At 31.0% G+C, this 22,049-nt stretch carries 19 protein-coding genes and 2 tRNA genes; 7 read left to right on the top strand and 14 right to left on the bottom strand.

Translation table 11 applies throughout. The annotated features are described in order from the left end of the window. Window positions 1–368: 368 nt before the first annotated feature. The 3 genes from purL to D6T69_RS09580 form a co-directional block, all read right to left on the bottom strand. Entirely contained in the window at window positions 369–4,037 is a 3,669-nt protein-coding gene (gene purL, locus D6T69_RS09570) for a phosphoribosylformylglycinamidine synthase (protein WP_125067523.1), read from the bottom strand. A gap of 108 nt (window positions 4,038–4,145) precedes the next feature. Continuing rightward, on the bottom strand, window positions 4,146–5,612 hold the full coding sequence (locus tag D6T69_RS09575; protein ID WP_125067524.1) for a S41 family peptidase: 1,467 nt from the start codon (window positions 5,610–5,612) through the stop codon (window positions 4,146–4,148). Between the two features lie 80 nt (window positions 5,613–5,692). Beyond that, the gene (locus D6T69_RS09580; RefSeq protein WP_125067525.1) at window positions 5,693–6,478 is read right to left on the bottom strand and encodes a carboxypeptidase-like regulatory domain-containing protein; all 786 of its coding nucleotides are present in this window, start codon (window positions 6,476–6,478) and stop codon (window positions 5,693–5,695) included. 223 nt (window positions 6,479–6,701) lie between these two features. On the opposite strand from D6T69_RS09580, the gene D6T69_RS09585 reads away from it, so the two are divergent. Then, on the top strand, window positions 6,702–8,420 hold the full coding sequence (locus D6T69_RS09585) for a thiol-activated cytolysin family protein (RefSeq protein WP_125067526.1): 1,719 nt from the start codon (window positions 6,702–6,704) through the stop codon (window positions 8,418–8,420). A 133-nt stretch (window positions 8,421–8,553) separates the two neighbouring features. Here the strand turns inward: D6T69_RS09585 and D6T69_RS09590 are convergent. Both D6T69_RS09590 and D6T69_RS09595 read right to left on the bottom strand, forming a co-directional pair. After that, window positions 8,554–8,636 (bottom strand) — tRNA-Leu (locus tag D6T69_RS09590). 40 nt (window positions 8,637–8,676) lie between these two features. Further along, window positions 8,677–8,749 (bottom strand) — tRNA-Lys (locus D6T69_RS09595). Window positions 8,750–8,856: 107 nt separating this feature from the next. Between D6T69_RS09595 and D6T69_RS09600 the strand changes: the two genes are divergently transcribed. After that, window positions 8,857–9,375, top strand: a complete 519-nt coding sequence (locus D6T69_RS09600; RefSeq protein ID WP_125067527.1) for a shikimate kinase — start codon at window positions 8,857–8,859, stop codon at window positions 9,373–9,375. Here the strand turns inward: D6T69_RS09600 and D6T69_RS09605 are convergent. Both D6T69_RS09605 and D6T69_RS09610 read right to left on the bottom strand, forming a co-directional pair. Next, window positions 9,367–9,870 (bottom strand): phosphoribosyltransferase domain-containing protein, encoded by a 504-nt coding sequence (locus D6T69_RS09605; RefSeq protein ID WP_125067528.1) that lies wholly within the window; start codon window positions 9,868–9,870, stop codon window positions 9,367–9,369. The genes D6T69_RS09600 and D6T69_RS09605 overlap by 9 nt on opposite strands. A gap of 28 nt (window positions 9,871–9,898) precedes the next feature. Continuing rightward, a complete protein-coding gene (locus D6T69_RS09610; protein WP_125067529.1) occupies window positions 9,899–10,288 on the bottom strand; it encodes an RNA-binding S4 domain-containing protein in 390 nt (129 codons plus the stop codon). A 79-nt stretch (window positions 10,289–10,367) separates the two neighbouring features. Here D6T69_RS09610 and D6T69_RS09615 point away from each other — a divergent pair, with 79 nt between their 5' ends. Continuing rightward, window positions 10,368–11,264: an FKBP-type peptidyl-prolyl cis-trans isomerase gene (locus D6T69_RS09615; RefSeq protein WP_240628295.1), complete on the top strand. Its 897-nt coding sequence runs from the start codon at window positions 10,368–10,370 to the stop codon at window positions 11,262–11,264. Between the two features lie 72 nt (window positions 11,265–11,336). Here D6T69_RS09615 and D6T69_RS09620 read toward each other — a convergent pair whose 3' ends face one another. The 5 genes from D6T69_RS09620 to smpB all read right to left on the bottom strand — a co-directional run bounded on the left by D6T69_RS09620 (window position 11,337) and on the right by smpB (window position 14,978). Beyond that, on the bottom strand, window positions 11,337–11,939 hold the full coding sequence (locus tag D6T69_RS09620; protein WP_125067530.1) for a porin family protein: 603 nt from the start codon (window positions 11,937–11,939) through the stop codon (window positions 11,337–11,339). Window positions 11,940–12,050: 111 nt separating this feature from the next. Next, complete coding sequence (locus D6T69_RS09625) at window positions 12,051–13,001, bottom strand: transketolase family protein (protein ID WP_125067531.1); 951 nt, start codon at window positions 12,999–13,001, stop codon at window positions 12,051–12,053. A gap of 54 nt (window positions 13,002–13,055) precedes the next feature. After that, window positions 13,056–13,637: a Maf-like protein gene (locus tag D6T69_RS09630; protein ID WP_125067532.1), complete on the bottom strand. Its 582-nt coding sequence runs from the start codon at window positions 13,635–13,637 to the stop codon at window positions 13,056–13,058. Further along, complete coding sequence (locus D6T69_RS09635; protein WP_125067533.1) at window positions 13,624–14,520, bottom strand: UbiA prenyltransferase family protein; 897 nt, start codon at window positions 14,518–14,520, stop codon at window positions 13,624–13,626. The genes D6T69_RS09630 and D6T69_RS09635 overlap by 14 nt, the downstream gene beginning before the upstream one ends. Beyond that, window positions 14,520–14,978 (bottom strand): SsrA-binding protein SmpB, encoded by a 459-nt coding sequence (gene smpB, locus D6T69_RS09640; protein WP_125067534.1) that lies wholly within the window; start codon window positions 14,976–14,978, stop codon window positions 14,520–14,522. The genes D6T69_RS09635 and smpB overlap by 1 nt, the downstream gene beginning before the upstream one ends. 122 nt (window positions 14,979–15,100) lie before the next feature. Between smpB and D6T69_RS09645 the strand changes: the two genes are divergently transcribed. Both D6T69_RS09645 and D6T69_RS09650 read left to right on the top strand, forming a co-directional pair. Further along, complete coding sequence (locus D6T69_RS09645; RefSeq protein WP_125067535.1) at window positions 15,101–15,736, top strand: OmpW/AlkL family protein; 636 nt, start codon at window positions 15,101–15,103, stop codon at window positions 15,734–15,736. 134 nt (window positions 15,737–15,870) lie between these two features. Further along, window positions 15,871–16,599, top strand: a complete 729-nt coding sequence (locus tag D6T69_RS09650; protein WP_125067536.1) for a DUF6503 family protein — start codon at window positions 15,871–15,873, stop codon at window positions 16,597–16,599. Between the two features lie 93 nt (window positions 16,600–16,692). Here the strand turns inward: D6T69_RS09650 and D6T69_RS09655 are convergent, their stop codons facing one another. Beyond that, window positions 16,693–17,121, bottom strand: a complete 429-nt coding sequence (locus D6T69_RS09655; protein ID WP_125067537.1) for an Hsp20/alpha crystallin family protein — start codon at window positions 17,119–17,121, stop codon at window positions 16,693–16,695. Between the two features lie 137 nt (window positions 17,122–17,258). Next, window positions 17,259–19,865, bottom strand: a complete 2,607-nt coding sequence (gene clpB, locus D6T69_RS09660) for an ATP-dependent chaperone ClpB (protein WP_125067538.1) — start codon at window positions 19,863–19,865, stop codon at window positions 17,259–17,261. Between the two features lie 157 nt (window positions 19,866–20,022). Here clpB and ytxJ point away from each other — a divergent pair, with 157 nt between their 5' ends. Both ytxJ and D6T69_RS09670 read left to right on the top strand, forming a co-directional pair. Continuing rightward, the gene (gene ytxJ / locus D6T69_RS09665; RefSeq protein ID WP_125067539.1) at window positions 20,023–20,415 is read left to right on the top strand and encodes a bacillithiol system redox-active protein YtxJ; all 393 of its coding nucleotides are present in this window, start codon (window positions 20,023–20,025) and stop codon (window positions 20,413–20,415) included. 70 nt (window positions 20,416–20,485) lie between these two features. Further along, window positions 20,486–22,042, top strand: a complete 1,557-nt coding sequence (locus D6T69_RS09670; RefSeq protein WP_125067540.1) for a DEAD/DEAH box helicase — start codon at window positions 20,486–20,488, stop codon at window positions 22,040–22,042. Window positions 22,043–22,049 lie beyond the last annotated feature (7 nt).

The raw sequence follows: 22,049 nt of genomic DNA on the forward strand, positions 1-22,049 counted from the left end.
AAATATGATGTGCTTAAATAACCATTTATCCTTAATTTAACTGACTTAAACATCAAATAAGCAACTTTAAGGTAAATAATAATGATTCTGAGGTAGTTTAGTTTAAATAAATATAAATCAGACTGTAAACTTTATAATGCTTCTATAATTACTTTAAATTACTTATGGGATTAATCATATCCTTTCAAAGTACATATATAATATATTATATATGTAGAATAGAAGTTAAATAAGAAGAATATTACAAATGTTACCATAATTCAATAGTTAACAAATGTAAATCACGTGTTTTCCTGTTTACTTTTGTAAAAAAAAGAAAGCACTCTGTTTACAGAGTGCTTTTTGTAGTTGAGAATGTAGTATTCTACTTATTTTTTATTCTCTATCCATTTTCTTGCATTAACAAAAGCTTCTAACCAAGGTGAAACTTCATCTTGTCTGTCTTGTGGGTAGTTAGCCCAGTTCCATTGGAAAGTAGAACGTTCAATATGTGGCATAGTTACTAAATGACGACCAGTCTTATCACATAGCATTGCTGTGTTATAATCTGAACCGTTTGGATTGTTAGGATATCCTTCATATCCATACTTAGCAACAATATTATAATTATCTTCAGTTTCAGGTAAATTGAATTTTCCTTCTCCGTGAGAAATCCAAACTCCTAATTCAGTTCCAGCTAAACTAGACAACATTACTGAATTATTCTTTTGAACTTTTACAGATGTAAATGAACTTTCGTGCTTTTTAGAATCGTTGTGTAACATCTTACCATGTTCGTTATGTTCTGGATTGATTAATTCTAATTCCATAAATAACTGGCATCCGTTACAAATACCAACAGAAAGTGTATCTTCTCTTTTAAAGAAGTTTTTCAAAGCAGTGTTTGCTTTTTCATTATATAAAAATGCTCCAGCCCATCCTTTTGCTGAACCTAAAACGTCTGAATTAGAAAAACCTCCAACAGCTCCAATAAATTGAATATCTTCTAAAGTTTCACGACCAGAAATTAAATCTGTCATGTGAACATCCTTCACATCAAAACCAGCTAAATACATAGCATTTGCCATTTCACGTTCCGAGTTTGAACCCTTTTCACGAATGATAGCAGCTTTAGGTCTGTTAGTTAGAGTACCCACAGTATCAGCAAGCTTTCCAGTAAAGTGAGTTGGGAATGTATATTTTAATGGTTGGTTTTTATAATTATCAAAACGATCTTTAGCTAAATCATTAGCTGTTTGTTTTTGATCTAACAAATAAGAAGTCTTATACCAAGTATCTCTTAATTCAGCAATAGATAAAGCAAAAATATCAGATCCATTTTTAATATTTAAACGATCAGACTCTGTTACCGAACCAATTTTAAAGAATTCAATGTTATTATCAGCTAAAGTTTGTTCTATAGAAGCGTCAGTTGCTTGGAAAACAATTCCTGAGTTTTCAGCAAATAACAACTTGATACTGTCAGCTTCATTTAAAGTTGATAAATCTAAGTTAGCACCTACATTTACATCTGCAAAACACAATTCTAATAAGGTAGTAATCAATCCCCCAGATGCAACATCGTGACCTGCAACAATTTTTCCTTCCTTAATTAAATTCTGTAAAACATTAAATGTTGATTTAAAGAACTCATTATTAGTAATCGTAGGAGCAGAGTTTCCTAATTTGTTTAGTATCTGCGCAAATGAACTTCCTCCTAATTTGAAATCATCTTGCGATAAGTTGATGTAATAGATATCTCCTTTATTTGGTTGTAAAAGAGGTTCTACTACTTTATTAATATCGTTACAGTTAGCCGCAGCAGAAATAACCACAGTACCTGGAGAAATTACTTCTTCATTCGGATATTTTTGTTTCATCGATAAAGAATCTTTTCCTGTTGGAACGTTGATTCCTAAATCGATAGAAAAATCAGAAACAGCTTTTACTGCTTTGTATAAACGAGCATCTTCACCTTCATTTTTACAAGGCCACATCCAGTTTGCTGATAATGAAACCGATTGTAAACCATCTTTTAAAGGAGCCCATACAATATTAGTTAACGCTTCAGCAATTGAGTTTTTACTTCCTGCTTCTGGATCAATCAATCCAGAAATAGGAGAGTGCCCAATCGTAGTAGCAATTCCTTCTTTACCTTTATAATCTAATGCCATTACCCCAACATTGTTTAGTGGAATTTGCAAAGAACCAACACATTGTTGCTTCGCTACTTTTCCTCCAACACAACGGTCAACCTTATTCGTCAACCAATCTTTACAGGCAACAGCTTCTAATTGTAAAACTTGCTCTAAGTATTGAGTAAAGTTTTCTTTAGAATAGTCAACATCAGCATAATTGCGATCAACTGTATTATCAGTCATAATCGTTTTAGGAGAACTACCAAACATATCTTCTAAAGCTAAATCCATTGGCTTGTTTCCGTTGGTTTTAGATTCAAAAGTAAAACGATGATCACCAGTAACATCACCAACAGTATACATTGGTGAACGTTCACGTTCAGCTATCTTATTAAGGGTGTCGATATGTTTTTCAGCAATTACTAACCCCATACGTTCTTGAGATTCGTTACCGATAATCTCTTTATCAGATAGGGTAGGGTCTCCTACAGGTAATTTATCTAAGTCGATTTTTCCACCAGTATCTTCTACTAATTCTGATAAACAGTTCAAATGTCCACCAGCTCCGTGATCGTGAATTGAAACAATAAAGTTTTCATCACTTTCTACCATACCACGAACAGCGTTGGCAGCACGTTTTTGCATTTCAGGATTTGAACGTTGAATTGCGTTTAACTCAATTCCAGTTGAAAACTCTCCAGTATCAGCAGAAGAAACCGCAGCTCCTCCCATACCAATACGGTAGTTTTCACCACCTAAAATTACTATTTTATCTCCTTCTTGTGGAGTATCTTTTAAAGCTTGCTCTTTTTTACCATATCCGATACCACCTGCTTGCATGATTACTTTATCAAAACCAAGTTTGCGAGTATCTTCTTCGTGCTCAAAAGTAAGAACAGAACCACAGATTAAAGGTTGTCCGAATTTATTACCAAAATCAGAGGCTCCGTTAGAAGCTTTGATTAAAATATCCATAGGAGTTTGGTATAACCATTTACGCTCATCCATTCCTTTTTCCCAAGGACGGTTCTCTTCTAAACGAGAGTAAGAAGTCATATATACAGCAGTACCAGCTAATGGTAGCGATCCTTTTCCTCCAGCTAACCTATCACGAATTTCACCACCTGATCCTGTAGCAGCTCCATTGAAAGGCTCAACAGTAGTAGGGAAGTTGTGTGTTTCAGCTTTTAAAGAAATAACAGATTCAAACTCTTTTGTTTCGTAAAAATCTGGTTTATCTGCGCTTTTAGGAGCAAATTGCTCTACTTTTGGACCTTTAACAAAAGCAACATTGTCTTTATAAGCAGATACAATATCGTTAGGATTTTGTTTAGACGTTTCTTTAATTAACTTGAATAAAGAAGTAGGCATTTCTTCACCATCAATAACAAAAGTTCCGTTGAAAATTTTATGGCGACAGTGCTCTGAGTTTACTTGAGAGAATCCAAATACTTCAGAATCTGTTAACTTTCTTCCAATTTTAGTTGCTACTTCTTCTAAATAAGCAATTTCTTCTTCACTTAACGCTAACCCTTCTTGCTCGTTATAAGTAGCAATATCATCAATTTCTAAAATTGGTTCTGGTTGAATATTGATAGTAAAAGTTTCTTGGTTTAATCCGTCAAACTTTTGAGAAATCATTGGGTCGAAGTCAGAAAAATCATTAGCTACTGCATCAAATTCTTCAATTCTGATAATTCCAGAAATTCCCATATTTTGAGTAATTTCAACAGCGTTGGTACTCCAAGGAGTAATCATAGCTGCTCTAGGCCCAACAAAAAAGGCGTCAAGAGACGCCGCGTTTATTTTCGGTTGGTTGCCAAATAACCAAGTTAACTTCGAAATTGTTTCAGATGTTAATTCTTCTGTTGTTTGAACAGCAAAAACCTTGCTGTTTGTGTTTCCAAAGAAATGAATCATTATTAGTTGTGTTTGTGTGTGTTTTTGAAAGGTGTAAATTTAATTCTTTTGGTTGAAATAGAAGCATAAAAAAAACAGCAAAATTTTGCTGCTTTTTATAAGGTAATTTTACTTATTAAAGTAATGACTGTCAATATACATTTCTTGTTCAAACTTGTTTGTTGATACGTTTATATCAATACGTTCAAAACTTTTTACTTTATATGTAGATTTTGCCGATAGGCCTCTTATATCATCTAGTGCTGTTTTAAGCACAATTTCATTTTCATCACCAAAAGGTAAGATGTTATCCCAATGTTTCCATTCTTCGATTAAGATATTAGGCTCAAATCCATCACCATAATCATTTTGTCCTAGCTTATTATATATTTGGAAAACAATTGGCTGCATAGCCATTTTATGGGTTGAATTGGCAGTATTTACATTAGTATAATCACTAGTTGGCGAGTCATATAGTGTTATTGAACCTTCATTTTTCCCAACAGTTTTTGTCCCTACTATTTTAACATCAATAAAGGGACGCAGTCCATTTATAATCATTTCACTAGCAGATGCAGTACTACCAGATGCTAAAACATATAACTTATTAATACCTGATAATCTATTGATTGTTTCTTCACTAGTCTTTTTTCCATCTGTTCCATAAACATTTAACGTATTGCCAAAATAATAAGGTGAATCTTGTTGAGGATGTTTGTCGTTAAATTTTAACTCGGCAAACTTATCAGTACCGGCTTCAGCATGTATCATACTTGCTAAATATGCAGATGTTTGTACAGAACCACCACCATTAATTCTTAAATCTAATACTAGTTCTTGAATTCCAGCAGACTTTAACTCACCAAAGGCTGCGTTTAATTCATCATTATAAGACGATCTAAACCCATTGTATAGTAAGTAGCCGACTTTTTTACCATTTATATTATCAAAAATCTTAGTTAGATGGACGGGGTTATCAGACACTACAGCCTGTGTTATAGTTTTCTTCTCTTTAAGGGTTTTACCATCTTTTTCAGTAAAAGAAAATTCAGAGGTCTCTTGGTAATATCCATCAAGTACAGTTTTATAATTACTTACGGTCATTACAGTTCCATTTATAGCATTAATTATGTCTCCTCTTTTAAATCCTGCTAAATCTGCAGGAGAACCTTTTGAAACATGTTGGATAAATATTACAACATAGTCAGTAGTACCAACTCTAACGAGACTAGGTCTAAAACCAAAAGTTTTAGAAGTTCCTTGAAATTGTTGTTGCTGAGCGACATAATCTTCTATGAACCAAGAAAAATCATCGTCAGCATGTTTAAGGCTTTCAAATAATGAATTAGGAGTATTATATGAATTTAGAAAGGTATAGTAATCATTTGTATTATCATCCTTACTATCCGCTAAATTAGGAACATCTTCTTGCCAATTATACCATGAATTCATAGCTTTCCAAACAAAGTTATTCACTTTGTTATTCAGTGTAACTTTATCCGTAGGGTTTTCTCCATCTTTAGGAATGACCTCATCATCTTTACTACAACTAAAAAAAAACGCAAAAGCAAAAGATAATAATATTAATTTTCTCATTATTTAATGTAATTATTTGTTAATCTATAAACAATATAACAGATAAAATATGAGTTACCCTACTTTTTTAACAAAAAAAATTAGTTCTTATCAGGTATTCTGTTTCTTTCTATTTTACCTTTTTTTACTGTTTTATAATTTTCATAACAATTTAAAACAGCTTCAATTAATTGTAAGTCACTAGCTTTTTTTATGAAATATTCAGAGTAGTTACAGTCAGATAATAGTTTGTTTAACTCAGCTCTATCCATTTCAAGATATTCCATCATAACTTCACGATCAAATTTACCAGCTAACATTTTACGCAAATCGTCTTCTTTTTTAAGCTTCTTTAATTTTTTAAGCTGTTTCGGTTTGCTTCCGAAGAGGTTATATACCAAATCTACTGGATTCAACAGTTTAGCAATAGGAGAGGAAATTTTTTGAGGTCTTCCAACTTCATACGTTTGTGGTAATCCATTGATATGTATTCTTGTAAAACGATCTTTAGGAACTTGTTTTACATCTACTTCTAAGACACCAATTAGTTTTGTTGACTTAATTACGACTTCTTTTACCTCTTCGGGTTTTTCCTCTAAAGATATAACAACTTCATTTCCTTTTAAAAGATCATTAGTAACTTTTAGTTTAATAGAAGCATAGCCTAAATAAGAAACCAACACAGTATCGTTTGCTTGAGCAACAAGATCAAAGAGTCCATTTTCATTAGTAATGGTACCTACTACGCTATTAAGGTTTAAAATATGAGCTGCACTTAAAGGTTTTTTAGATTCTGAATCTATTATTTGCCCTTTTAATTTGTCTTGTGCCTGAATAGATAATATACTAAATACTACTGCTATTAAGAATAATAATTGTTTTTGCATAAGGCGAAAATAAGAATAATAGGCTTTGTACTCGTTAATAATATGTGAAATTAATTATTACTTAAAAACAGGGGTTTTGTTTGTTAAATATGCAAGTGCATGATGTTGTTTAGTGATTAAAATTAAAAAAAATAGATAAAAAAGTAGGGAAAACATATTTAAAGATGTTTAATAACTCCTCGAGGTCTTAATTAGTACAATGTTAAATTTTAAAAACAAATAAATGAAAAATCTAAAAATACTTGGATTAACCCTTTTTTCAATTATTTCATGTCAAAAAGAAGATTTATTACATAACTCAGAAATAAACTCTAGCACAGAGCAAATAGCTCAATTTATAACGTCAGATATTCCTGATGGTATTCATAATTTAAATATTAAAGAACTACATGATAATAAGTCATCCAAAGCCGAAAGAGTGGCTATGGAAGAAAACTGTGTTGATAAAGAAATATCGTTTACTCAAACAGATTCAGACTTCTTTATTTTAGATGCTAATAGTTCTTTATTATGGCCAGGTAATTTAGTAGCAGCAAGATCTATACAAGAAGGAGCTCCAGTATCTATACCTATTTCAGGAGAAGACAGGAATCCAGTAGAGGTAAGAGTTAACGTGTTATCGGGAACATCTGCTTCTACTTCAAGAATAATTGAAGCGCCAACACCAGGAAAAGTACAAGACAATTTGAATTCTATTTTAAATGCATACTATAAAAGTGAAGCTAATTTTCCAGCTAGCTTTGATATTAGTATTCAAAGAATTCATGATGAAAAACAATTTCAACTTTCTTTAAATGCAGGGTACTCTGGACCAAGCGTAAAAGTATCTGGTAGTTTTGGGCTTGACTTTTCTAGCCAAAAAACAAGATATGCAGTTACTTTAAAGCAACGTTTTTTTACGGCTTCAGTGTCTCCTAAAGAAGGAATTATAGGAAAGAATGGTTGGTTTAACAGTAATGTTTCTCCAGATAGGTTAAAACCTTATGTTACTGATTATTTAGAGGTAAGTGAAGATCAACAAAATCCGTCTTCGTATATAGAGTCAGTAACTTATGGTAAACTATATACGTTAATTTATGAATCTAGTAGTAGTGCTAAGGAAGTAGAAGCAGCATTGAACTTTGCATACAAAGCAGTAGGAACAAAAGTGAATGCAGAAATAGAAGCAAGATATAAATCTATTTTCAGTGAATCGACTGTTAAAGTAAAGCAATTAGGAGGAAATGCAACTTCAGGAATAGCATCATCTTTAGCTGCTATGGCTAATAATTTAGATAGAGTTGTTGATTTTCTAAAAGAAGGAGCAGAGGTGTCGGTTGATAATCCTGGATATCCTATTTCATACAAAGTAAATTACACCTATGATAATAGACCTTTCAAAGTAAGTTCAAATTTAGAGTATACTATCAAAGAATGTGATTTAGTGTATTATGATAAAATAAGAGTAGATCCAACTAATGTAGCATTATATGGAAGTGATCATGGAACTAGTGGAGCTGAGCTTTTTGGTAGGTTTTATGTAGAAAAATATGATCAAGAATTAGGATCTTGGTATTTATCAGGAAAGAAAATTTACTGGGGATACGGAATTGAAGAGCATGTAGGTTTAGACTATTATAAATTTGGTCAAAAAAGAAGTGTAGCTGATGGAAAAGTAATTGACTTTATGGTAAAAGCTAAAGCAGGAGAACGCTTTAGAATAGTTTCTGTAGTAGGTGAATGTGATTCTGGATGTTATGTTTATAGAGATGGAGTAAAGGCTTATAATGAGTATGAATATAATCTTAGTTCAAAGAAATGGGAGGATTATACAAGACACAATCCGTATGTAAATAATTATACAGTAGGAGATGGTTTTCATAATCAAACATGGAACGGTGTAAGAACCATAGTTCAAGATGATACTTGTTATTTAGACTATAACACATATATATTAAATTAAATAATTTATCTATAATTTAAGTGCAAGGAGGCTTTTTAGTCTCCTTGTCTTATTTTATAATAAAATTAATGTTATTTTAATTTTACAGAAGTAAAAAAGCACTATACAAAAATGTATAGTGCTTTTTTTATTGTGCACGTAACAGGAGTCGAACCTGCACTCACGTTGTGAACAAGCCCCTCAAGCCTGCGCGTCTACCAATTCCGCCATACGTGCATAAATAAAAAAAGTTAAGCTTTAAAAGCTTAACTTTTAGTGACCGGGCTGGGGCTCGAACCCAGGACCCTCTCCTTAAAAGGGAGATGCTCTACCAACTGAGCTACCCGGTCATTGCTTCTTTGTGAAAGCGGTTGCAAATATACAACTGTTCTTTAAATCAAAAAAGCTTTTTTGTAATATTTTTTACTCATATTTGTAACTGCTTAATTACTAGTTTATGAAAATTGTATTATTAGGGTATATGGCTAGCGGAAAATCGACAATTGGGCGAATTTTAGCTGAAAAAATGCAAACTTCATTTATCGATTTAGATGAATATATAGAAGAAAAGGAAAGAAAAACAGTTTCTGAAATTTTTGAACAGAAAGGAGAAATCTATTTTAGAAAGCAAGAACATATATATTTAAAAGAGCTTTTAGAAAAAGAAGGTGATTTCGTTTTATCTTTAGGAGGGGGGACTCCATGCTATGCTAGAAATATGGAGGTATTATTAAGTTTTAGCAATGCGAAGTCTGTGTATTTAAAAACAAGCATCCATACCATTGTAAACAGGTTAACGAGCGAAAAAAGCAAACGCCCATTAGTAGCTCGTTTGAATAAAGAAGAACTAACAGAGTTTGTTGCCAAACATTTATTTGAGCGAAGTTACTATTACAATCAAGCTCAATATAAGATTACTATTGATGACAAAAATAAAGATGAAATAGTGGAAGACTTATTATCTTTATTAAGTTAAGTAAGCAATTGTTTCGTTGGTTTTAAACTCTACGACTACGTGTTCTTTAATAGAAGTTGATAGAGAAATACCTTTAAAATCAGCTTTTACAGGATACTTTTTATGGTTTCGGTTTACTAATACCGCTGTTTTAAATCTTTTTAAAGGAACTTCTAAGAAGTGCTTTACACCATATATTAAAGTAGTTCCTGAGTTTAAAACATCGTCGACTAAGACCAACGCTTTATTCTGATATTCTTCACTGTTAATAGAGGTAGTGATCGGGATTATAGGATTTTTCTTGTCGATTGAAACTTTGCATAAAACTACTCTTATAGGAGAAATTTCACTTAATACATTTGATATTTTTTCTGCTAAAAAATATCCATTATCAGCAATACCAGCTATAATAATTTCTTTTTCGTTACTATTACTTTCATAAATTTGAAAAGCGATTCGACGAATTTTTTGTTCAATTTGAGTATTGTTTAAGATAATATTATTTATGTCTGTCATTTTTAGCGAACCTTAACTTAATTTGGTATTACAAATTAACATCATTTTTATTAGAATCGTCATAATAATCGTCAATATCACGTCGATCTTTTTTGGTAGGACGTCCAGTTCCTTTTTTACGATAATAGTCCTTAGTATATTTTAACAACTCAGTTTTTTCAAATTCTTCTTTAGGTGTTAAATCTTTTCTGTATAAATCAACCAATTTAGCTCCAACACGGTTAGGAGGGATGTCTAGTACTTTTATCTGATAGTTAATTTGATTTTTTCGGATAGTAATTTCTTCATTACCAAATATTTCTTTTGATGGTTTTAAATTGATCCCATTTATTTTAACATGCCCTTTTTTGCAAGCATCTGTGGCAATACTACGGGTTTTAAATAAGCGAATGCACCACAAATATTTGTCAATTCTCATATAAAAAGTTAATTTTTATCGTTTCATTTTTTACAAAGGTATAAAAATGGTAAATTGCGCGTTAAAATTTCAGAATTAAATGATAAAATTTAAACATCTATTTTATACAGCCATTATAGGTACTCTTTTGTATGCTTGTGGAAGTGATAGCAACTCTTTAGTTGACAATTTTGACCATGAAGCTCAAGCTTTGAAAGATAAAGATTCGATAGCAAAATTTTTAAAGAATTATTATTTTGATGATACAATAGATTCTATAAAACCTATAATTGCTGGTAAAACACCATTGTCAGAAGATACTAGGTTAATAAAAAAGACACATACAGAAAACGATATTGAATATGATTTATATCATTTAGTTATAGAAGAAGGACAATCTCCGAAAGGTAATCCTACAGAGTTAGACTCTGTTCTAACTAACTATCAAGTATGGTATACAACTAAAGTAGATCAATTAGAATTAAGTCAAACAGGAACTACTCCAATTTGGTGGAATTTGACATTATCAGGAAGTCAGTTCGATGCTCCTACGCCTATTAGAGGGTGGACCTTAGGAATTCCAAACTTTAAAGCAGGCATTAACACATCTAGTCAAGGAGAGCCTATTTCTTATGATAAATTTGGAAAAGGAATTTTGATTGTTCCTTCAGGCTTAGCTTATAGAAATTCGGTAAATGGAGGAATACCTGCCAATTCTCAGCTAATCTTTTATATTGATTTATTCGACTTTGTAGAAGATACAGATCATGATAGAGATGGAGTAGCTTCAATTAATGAAGACCCTGATGGAGATGGTGATCCAAGAAATGACGATACTGATAAGGATAAAATTCCTAATTATTTGGATACAGACGACGATGGTGATGGAGTTTTGACAAAAGATGAGGATAAAAATGGAGATGGTAATCCAGCTAACGATTTTAGTGATCCAAATAAGCCTAATGTACCTGATTATTTGAACAGAGACATTTTTTAAGGTTAAAAAGTATAAATAAAAAAAACGAAGTCTAAGACTTCGTTTTTTTTATTTTTAAAACTTAAAAGGGCTTTAGAACCTATATGATAAACCTATAATGATTTGATTCACACGAGTATCAAAATTTACATTTCCTACATTAGAATCTACAAATTCAGCTTCAGTATCAGACAAAGCTCTTTCCCAACGTACATCTAATCCCAATTTACCAAGCTCAATACCAGCTCCTAACTGTAAACCAACAGAAAAGCCATCTGAATCTACTTGTTTAAGATCTTCAATATCAAAATCAGAATCTAAAATATACTGAAAAGAAGGTCCTGCAAAGACGTGTCCTACTTTTAAAAAGTTAAGCCCTAATAAAACAGGAATATCTATTTTTTGAATATCATAAGTAGTTACTGTAGTAGTAGGCTTATATTGAACTTCGTTACTTAATTGTGTATATACCAATTCTGGACGAATATATAAACCAGTAGCTGGTAGTTTTATACGTAACCATGCTCCAGCATGAAACCCTGTTTTACTTTTTGCTCCATTAAAAACGTCATCTTTTACATCAGAAAAAGAGTCTGAATTATAGTTAATACCTCCTTTTATACCTCCTTGTATTTGACTTTGAGCTAGTTGAAATCCTCCTAAAAAAAGGAAAACCATTAAAATTACTTTTTTCATTTTAGTTTAATTTATTTATTAATAATTGGGGTTATACTTAAATTTATTATAAAAAAATACATCACTTTAAACCTAAAAAGTGATGTATTTATTGTTTAATATTTTGTGTTTTTATTTTCTAGAAATAACTTTTTCAACTGCTTTTACTATAGCTTCATCATTTAAACCATATTTTTCCATTAACTCAGCAGGAGTAGCAGATTCTCCAAAACTATCATTTACAGCAACAAATTCTTGTGGAGTAGGAGTGTTAGTAGCTAAACAACGAGCAACACTTTCTCCTAAACCTCCATACTTATTATGCTCTTCAGCTGTAACTACACATCCTGTTTTAGCAACAGATTTTAAAATAGCATCTTCATCTAATGGTTTAATTGTATGAATGTTTATTACTTCAGCAGAAATACCTTTTTCTTCTAGTTGCTCTGCAGCTTGTAAAGCTTCCCAAACTAAATGACCTGTAGCAACAATAGTAACATCATTACCTTCGGTGAGTTGAACAGCTTTTCCTATTTCAAAAGGTTGATCGGTCATGAATACAGGTACTTTTGGGCGTCCAAAACGTAAATATACAGGTCCTTCATGTTCCGCAATGGCTAAAGTTGCAGCTTTAGTTTGGCTATAATCACAAGTGTTTATTACAGTCATTCCAGGCAACATTTTCATTAACCCGATGTCTTCTAAAATTTGATGTGTTGCTCCATCTTCTCCTAAGGTTAATCCTGCATGAGAAGCACAAATTTTTACATTTTTATCAGAATAAGCAACTGATTGACGAATTTGGTCATAAACTCTACCAGTTGAAAAGTTAGCGAATGTACCTGTAAAAGGAATTTTCCCTCCAATAGTTAATCCAGCCGCAATTCCTATCATATTTGCTTCAGCAATTCCTACTTGATAAAAACGCTCAGGGTGATTTTTAGCAAATTCATTCATTTTTAAAGAACCTGTTAAATCTGCACATAGAGCTACAACATTAGGATTTTTTTGCCCTAACTCTGTTAAACCATCACCAAACCCAGATCGGGTATCTTTTTTTTCTGTGTAAGTATATTTTTTCATCAGTTTGTGTTGTGTAAATACGCGTCAAAAATAATCTTTTATATAGATGTAAAGCTACAATTTTGATAATTCTTTGTAAAGTTTATGAATAGGAAATCCCATAACGTTAAAATAACTTCCTTCAATTTTAGCAATTCCTATTTTACCTATCCATTCCTGAATACCATAAGCTCCTGCTTTATCAAATGGTTTGTACGTTTTTATGTAGTAATCAATTTCATCGTCTAAAAGTTCTCTAAAACTAACAATAGTGGTATCATTCACAGTTTTTTGAAATGATTTGTTAGTAATACATATGGAGGTAATAACTTCATGTGTGGTGTTGGATAGTTTTTTTAGCATTTGAAATGCCTCATCGTAATTTTTAGGTTTTCCTAAGGCTTCATTATTTATCCATACAATGGTGTCTGATGTTATTAATAACTCATTCTCTCCTAAATCTTTTTTGAAAGGAATAGCTTTTAAGTCAGCCAAAAAATCAGTTATTTCTGTTTGGCGCAATTCCTCAGGATAAATCTCTTCTACCTCTTTGGTTTTAATGGTAAAAGGAATATCTAAGCTTTTTATAAGTTCTTGTCTTCTTGGAGAGTTTGAAGCAAGAATAACAGAATATTTTGATAGTTTAGTTGATAACATATTTTATATAGTAAGCTATGGTAGGAACACTTAAAAGTGCTAAAAGAAAATTAACGTAACTAATTTTATGTAAAAAGTTGTAGTCTTTAGTTTCAGAAGCTAACATTAGTCGATAAATAAAGTATAACTCAGGAATTGTTCCTAGTAACATAATTGTTGAGAAAATGAACTTATTTTTAATAAAAGCAATCGCTATTGAAAAAACAAATAAACAACCAATAATAGAGAGCATTAAAGCAATGTTTTTCGCTCTTTTTCGCCCTAATAAAACAGGAAGAGTATTTTGTTTATTAAGGTTATCTTGATTTACGTTAATAATATCAATAATTATTTCAACAACGATATTGCTTAAAAAAGAGATGATTACATAACCAATAGTTATTAACTGAAGATCGTAAAACAATTCCCATTGCTCAATAGATAAATTCAGAGGAAAATCAAACCACCAAAGTGTAAGTAACGCAAAAGGTTTTAGGAATGATGTAACAATATTGCTAAAAAAAGTTTTTTGAACATTGTTTTTAGAATATAGGTAGACAATAATAGGGCAGACAATGAATATGAGCCCATACGAAGTTTTATTTACTTTTATAGATAAAAATAAACCAACTACAATACCAACTATCGTTAAGTAAATAGATAGTTTTTTTACTCTTTGTAGAGGAAGTCTAGTTTTTTTTTGTGAATTTCTGAAGAAAAAACTAGTTAAATAACCAGAAGCCAATAAAAAAGCACTTGAAATAGACAATAAACCTAAATCAAGAAAGGAAAGAGTTGTTTTGAATCCATAACCGTGTAAAAAAGAAAACTTAAATAAGAATAGGATAAAAATAAAGTATATAATCTTCTTCCATTGAATGATATTTAAAAAAGTATCATTCATTAGTTATAAGCCTTTTTAATTCGGGCTAAATCACGTTTGTTATCACGATCTTTTATGTTTTGTCTTTTATCATGGGTTTTCTTTCCTTTAGCTAAAGCAATGTCTAATTTAGCCCAACCGTTTTCATTTATAAACAATCGTAACGGAACAATTGTATTTCCTTTAGCTTCAACTTCTTTCTCAAGTTTTTTTAGCTCACGCTTATTTAATAATAAACGACGTTCACTTTTTGGATTATGATTATAGTGATGTCCAAAAGCATATTCTTCAATATACATATTTATCACAAAAAGTTCTCCTTTATCGTTAAATTCACAAAAGCTTTCGGTAATTCGAGCTTTACTTTGTCGTATAGACTTAATTTCTGTACCAGTGAGCTGAATTCCTGCTGTGTATTTATCAAGTATCTCGTATTCAAAACGAGCTTTTTTATTCTGTATGTTAATCTTTTTTTGCATAAATAGAACAACAAATATAACTATAATTTTAAGTTGTTAAATAAAATTATTAAGCTATGATTTAAGTCATGTTTTTAGGGGAGAGTGGGATGTAATTTTGCTAAAAATTTAAACTTATAATCATGAAAAAAATTATATTAAGTATTGTATTAGGAATATTGTTTTTTAGTAATGTAAATGCACAAGAAACTACTAAAACAAATGATTTTAAAAAATGGCAAGCACGTTTTAGATGGGTGAGTGTTTTACCAAATGAATCTGCAACAATTGGTACTATTGGTGGAGATGTTGAAATAGGTAAAAGTTTTATTCCAGAGTTAGATTTTACTTACTATTTTACTGAAAATATTGCAGCTGAATTAATTTTAGGTACAACAAACCATGATGTAAAAGCGGTAAATACAGCGTTAGGAGACGTTAATTTAGGAGATGTTTGGTTATTACCTCCAACACTAACTTTACAATATCACTTTAATATAAACGATTTTAAACCTTATGTTGGTGCTGGTGTAAATTATACTATTTTTTACAATGCTGACCCAGGAGCTGTTGTAGATGTAGATTATGAAAATGGTTTTGGATATGCTCTTCAATTAGGATTTGATTACGACCTAGATGATACTTGGTTTTTAAATGTAGATGCTAAGTATGTTGGCTTAAGTACTGATGTATCTGTAAATGCAGGTATTGCAACCGTACCAGCAGAAGTTGATATTAACCCTTTGCTTATTGGTTTTGGTGTAGGTATGAGGTTTTAACCAATAAATTATAATCCCCTTTCATAGAGCTACATTTTTGTAGCTCTATTTTTTTGTGTTAAACTTAACAATTTAAATTAATGAATACTCCTAAATTAGCATACTAAATTAGAGATAAATACAAACCAAAACTTATGCGATATTTATATATTTCACTACTTTTATTAGTTGTTTCATGCAAACCAAAGTTTACTGCTCAAGAAATAATAGACAAGTCAATAGAGTATTCTAAATTGAATGAAATAGAGAATGCTATAATTTCTTTCAACTTCAGAAAAAACAGTTATGAAGCAACCAGAAAAAATGGAACATTTGAACTGGTAAGAGTTATAAAAAATGATTCAATAAAGATAAAAGACATATTATCAAATGATGGTTTTGAACGATTTGTGAATGATAGCTTAGTAGAGTTATCAGAAAAAGATAAAAATCGTTATAGTAATTCGGTAAACTCTGTTCACTATTTTTCAGTATTACCTTTAGGATTAAATGATAAAGCGGTTCAAAAAAAGTTATTAGAACCAGTTATAATTAAAGGGAAAGAGTATTATAAAATTAGAATAACCTTTACAGAAGAAGGCGGGGGAGAAGACTTTGACGATGTTTTCATTTATTGGTTTGCTAAAGATAACTTTCAGTTAGATTATTTAGCGTATAAATATCATACAAATGGAGGAGGAGTACGTTTTAGAGATGTAAAAGAAGAAAAAGTTATTAAAGGAATTCGGTTTGTAGATTATAATAATTATAAACCTCTGAATAAGGATATAGATTTTTACACTATTGATAAATTATACGAAGAAAGTAAATTGAAAAAATTATCTGAAATCGTTTTAGAAGATATACAAGTAAATACTTTTTAGTTGTTTTATTGGTTGAAGTTTACAAAAAACCGAGTATTCCTGTTAAGAATACTCGGTTTTTTGTAAACTAAAATAAGTGATTATGGATTTAAGTTATTCAACCGTAATTAGTTTAGAAGGCTTGGGTTTGGCAGCTTCTAATTTAGGGATGTTAATTTTTAGCTCACCATTTTTATAGGTAGCTTTAATTTTTTCACTATCAACAATACCTTTTGGTAGTGTAAAACTTCTTTTAAACGACATATAACTATATTCTTTTCGTGTATAGTTATCGTTCGTGTTCTCTTTATTCTCTTTTTTTTCTGATGAAATAGTCAAAATATCATTTTCAAGATTTACTTGAAAATCTTCCTTATTCATTCCAGGAGCAGCTACATCAACTGTAAACTCATTTTCATTTTCTTTAATGTTTACAGCTGGCAATGTAGTGTTTGTATCTGAGAAATTTGAAGTTGACCAGTCTCTAAAAAAATCATTAAAGACGTTTGGTAATACTGGAAAATCAGAACTCTTTAATAACATAACTTTATATTTTTTAGTTAAACATTAATCTTTAATAACTAGTATTCAAAAAAAATACCAATTTTAAAAAGTGACATTTTTTCACTAAAAAAATGAAACAATGTCACTTTGTGTATTGATTTACAGGTATTTATTTGTTATTTATTCTCGACTAAATCAGATTGGTTTCTGAAAACTAGTTTATCATCAAAAGCGTCTAGTAAGATAATACTATCAGTAGTTATTTTTCCTGATAAAATTTCTTTAGATAATTGATTTAAAACTTCTTTTTGAATTACACGTTTTACAGGGCGAGCTCCAAATTCTGGTTGATAGCCTTTTATTGCTAAGTAAGCAATAGCTTCATCGGTAGCATCAAAAGTTATGTTTTGTTGTGCAATCATCTTTTTAACACTATTCAATTGTAGTTTTACAATTTCTTTAATGTTAGCCTCTGATAATGGAGTGAACATAATAATATCATCAATTCTATTCAAGAATTCAGGTCTTACAGATTGTTTTAATAATCCTAAAACTTCTGTTTTTGCTAAGTCCATAGCTGTATGGAAATCTCCTTTCATATTGTCAAAACTCTCCTGAATAATGTGACTTCCCATATTAGAGGTCATTATAATAATGGTGTTTTTAAAATCAGCAACACGTCCTTTATTATCGGTTAATCTACCTTCATCTAATACTTGTAGTAAGATATTAAAGGTATCTGGATGCGCTTTTTCAATCTCGTCTAACAACACAACTGAATACGGTTTTCTTCTAACGGCTTCTGTTAATTGTCCACCTTCATCATAACCAACATACCCAGGAGGCGCACCTACCAACCTGCTTACCGAATGACGTTCTTGGTACTCACTCATATCAATACGAGTCATGGCGTTTTCATCATCAAATAAATATTCTGCAAGGGCTTTGGCTAACTCAGTTTTACCAACTCCAGTAGTTCCTAAGAATAGAAATGAACCAATAGGCTTGTTAGGATTTTGTAAACCTGATCTTGAACGACGAACCGCATCAGAAACAGCTTCTATTGCTTCTTCTTGACCAACAACACGTTTGTGTAATTCGTCCTCTAATAACAATAGCTTTTCACGCTCTGATTGTAACATTTTAGTAACAGGAACTCCAGTCCATTTAGCTACAACTTCAGCAATATCATCATAGGTTACTTCTTCTTTAATTAAAGAGTTTTCTTGTTGATTAGCTAAAACTTCTTGCTGTTTATCAAGCTCTTCTTGTGCATCTTTAATCTTTCCATAACGTAGCTCAGCAACTTTACCATAATCACCATTACGTTCGGCTTTTTCAGCTTCTAGTTTGTAGTTTTCTATATCAGTTTTTAAGTTCTGAATGGTATCTACAACACTTTTTTCAGATTGCCATTTTGCATTGATCTCATTACGTTCTTCTTTTAAATTAGCTAAATCGGCATTTAAAGATTTTAACTTAGTTTCATCGTTTTCACGTTTAATCGCCTCAATTTCAATTTCTAATTGCATTATTTTACGATCTAGTACATCTAATTCTTCTGGTTTAGAATTGATTTCCATACGTAATTTAGAAGCAGCTTCATCCATTAAGTCAATCGCTTTGTCAGGTAAAAAACGATTAGTAATATAACGTTGTGATAATTCTACAGCTCCAATAATAGCTTCGTCTTTTATTCGAACTTTATGATGTGTTTCATATTTATCTTTAATACCACGTAAAATAGAGATAGCACTTTCAGTATCAGGCTCATCTACCATTACTTTTTGAAAACGGCGTTCTAAGGCTTTGTCTTTTTCAAAGTACTTTTGATATTCATCTAGAGTAGTAGCTCCAATAGCTCTTAGCTCACCACGTGCTAAAGCAGGTTTTAAAATATTAGCAGCATCCATTGCACCTTGACCACCACCAGCACCTACTAAAGTGTGGATTTCATCAATAAATAAGACAATGTCTCCTTCAGACTTTGTAACTTCTTTTACAACCGATTTTAAACGCTCTTCAAATTCACCTTTATATTTGGCTCCAGCAATTAATGCTCCCATATCTAGAGAGAAAATTTGTTTTTCCTTTAAGTTTTCAGGAACATCTCCACGAATAATTCGATGTGCTAATCCTTCAGCAATAGCTGTTTTACCAGTACCAGGTTCACCAACTAGAATCGGGTTGTTTTTAGTTCTACGTGATAAAATTTGTAATAAACGTCTAATTTCTTCATCACGACCAATTACAGGGTCTAATTTTCCGTCTTGTGCTAATTGATTTAGGTTTTTAGCATACTTATTTAAAGAGTTATAGGTCTCTTCGGCACTTTGTGAGGTAACACGATTTCCTTTACGTAATTCTTCAATTGCTGCTTTTAAACTCTTTTCAGTAACACCTTGATCTTTTAAAACTTGTGCTATTTGACTTTTAGATTTAAAAATAGCCAAGATTAAGTGTTCAATAGAAACGTATTCATCGTTCATTTTTTTGGCGATGATAGATGCTTCATTTAATGTTTTATTAGCTTCGCGAGAAAGCATTAAATCAGCACCAGTAACTTTAGAAAAACTTTCTAATTGTTTATCTAATACTTGCTGTATAATATCAACGTTAATATTGAGTTTCTTTAAAATGAAAGGAAGTACATTTTCATCGACTAAAAATAAAGCTTTGAAAATGTGTTCATTTTCTATAAGGTTGTTACCATAGCTTTGCGCTAATTGTTGCGCTTGCTGTATGGTTTCTTGTGATTTTATTGTATAATTGTTAAAATTCATATCGTTTTTATTTTTTTTCTCTATAAAAGTCAAATTCAGTACCAATTGATTTTTTTAAAAAATAAGAGACATTTTGTCTTTAAAAACAAGTTTTTTATGACTTTTTGACTGGTAGAGTGATAGTTAAGAACAATAATGTTATTAAAATAAGAATTTAATGGGAGTATTAAACACTATTTTTGGAAGAAAAGACAAAAATAAAGAAGGAGAAGAGTCATTTATTAACTGGACTCCATTAACATCGATAGAGCAAATAAAAGAGATAAAAGAATTATCGAATAAACAACCAATTGCTATTTTTAAACATTCAACAAGGTGTGGAATTAGTAGTATGGTAATTAAACGTTTTGTAAACAGTTTTGATGAGGAATTAAAAGATTTTAAAGTGTATTATCTTGACTTACTCAGTTATAGAGATGTTTCTAATGAAATAGGGTATACATTTCAGGTTTTACATCAATCTCCTCAGTTGTTGGTAGTTAAAAATGGAGAAGTAATTTCGCATGCTTCTCATTATGATATTGCTCGTATTGATTTGAAAAAAATCTAAAAAAGATGCCATTTTTAATGGGATTTCCTTAAATACCTCGTATTTTTGCATATTTCAAAATTATAGAGATTTGAGTAACGAAACAGCAACTTCACAACCAAAGAAAGGAAAGAATCTATACGATTATCAAAAAGAAGCATTGCACAAAATTTTCAAAAGTTTTGAGAATGCCCCCGAAAATTACCATTTACTTTATCAACTACCTACAGGAGGAGGAAAGACCGTTATTTTCTCTGAAATTACACGTCAATACTTGAAACATTATCAAAAGAAAGTATTGATAATGACACACCGAATAGAATTGTGTAAGCAAACAGCAAAAATGCTTAAAGAATTTGGTGTAGTAAATAAAATTATAGACAGTAAGGCAAGTTTAGATGACCAAGATGAGTTTGATTGCTTTGTGGCTATGGTAGAGACTTTAAACAATCGTTTAAATGACGATATGTTGGATATATCGGATGTTGGTTTAGTAATTATTGATGAGGCACACTATAACTCTTTTACTAAACTATTTAAATTCTTTGATAAGTCTTTTATTTTAGGCGTAACAGCAACTCCTTTAAGTTCAAATATTAAGCTTCCTATGAAGGACAATTACGACGAACTTATTGATGGAGAAAGTATTGGGTCTTTAATTCAAAATGAATATTTAGCGAAAGCAAATATCTATTCTTATAATGTAGGGTTAACTTCATTAGAAGTAGGGGCGAATGGTGATTATACCGTAAAATCATCTGAAGATTTATATACAAACACAGATATGCTTTCAAAGCTTTTACAAGCTTATGAAGAAAGAGCAAAAGGAACAAAAACCTTGATTTTTAATAACGGTATTAATACATCACTACATGTGTATGATACTTTTAAAAGAGCAGGCTATCCAATTGCACATTTAGATAACACAAACACTAAAAAGGAACGTGATTTTATCTTAAAATGGTTTCATAAAACACCTAATGCTATAATTACTTCGGTAAGTATCTTAACAACAGGGTTTGATGAGCCTTCTGTACAGTCAATTATTCTGAATAGAGCAACGAAATCATTAACCTTATATTACCAGATGATTGGTCGTGGTTCTCGTATTTTACCTGGGAAATCAGAATTTAATGTAATTGATCTAGGGAATAATTTCCATCGTTTTGGACCTTGGGGAGCCGATTTAGATTGGCAAAAAATGTTTAGAGCACCAAATTTCTATTTGGATAATTTATTATCTGATGAAGAAATAGAAAGTGACTTTAGATATGAGTTGCCAGCAGATGTTAAAGCAGAATTTGCTAACTCAGAAGATTTGTATTTTGATGTTAAAAAAGTATATAGAGATACTATTCAAGGGGGTGAATCTTCAAAAAGAGTTCTAGAAAAATCAATCGAGCACCACGCTAAAATGTGTGTTGAAAATAGTGAAGATGTTTTTGATGCTTTAATATTAGCAAAAATGTTGGGAGGTGATATTGATGATCGAATTTTTAGGTATTCAAAGTGTATATCAAAGAGTACTCATAATTTCATTGATTGGTTACAAGATGACTATCGTAAAAAATTAAATAGTTATTTACGAAGTAATTTTGATGAAGTATATGAGCAAATTCACGGACACCCACCACCAGAGGAAGAGTAAAAGTCAA

Origin of the sequence: Tenacibaculum singaporense (assembly GCF_003867015.1) — a bacterium.
GTDB lineage: Bacteria > Bacteroidota > Bacteroidia > Flavobacteriales > Flavobacteriaceae > Polaribacter > Polaribacter singaporensis.